The 251-nt window shown below is 47.0% G+C and carries 1 pseudogene; it reads right to left on the bottom strand.

Annotation, left to right across the window (positions count from 1 at the left end):
* Window positions 1–251 (bottom strand): annotated as a pseudogene (locus A3773_RS18475) (hypothetical protein); the annotation flags it as partial.

Below are 251 nucleotides of genomic sequence, written 5' to 3'. Positions count from 1 at the left end.
CAACACAAAAATGAGCACCTTCTGCTTTGGAATGCTGACTTATGGTTTTAGCCCAATCAAAGCATCCCATGACACCCAAGGGGCCTGCCCCACCCTCTGGCACCCAGTAAACATTAGAATAATAGCTATCAATGGTCTGTTTTATTTCAGGCGCTAACCCGAGGCGATAATCTTGTCGAGTACTTGGAAACAGTACAGCACCCGAAGCAACAGCTGACTGTAACGTAGGCGTTAGTTTTGCCCAAGTTTCG

This window comes from Neptuniibacter pectenicola (assembly GCF_001597735.1).
In the GTDB taxonomy this organism is placed as follows: domain Bacteria; phylum Pseudomonadota; class Gammaproteobacteria; order Pseudomonadales; family Balneatricaceae; genus Neptuniibacter; species Neptuniibacter pectenicola.
This window is presented reverse-complemented; position numbering and strand designations above follow the sequence as displayed.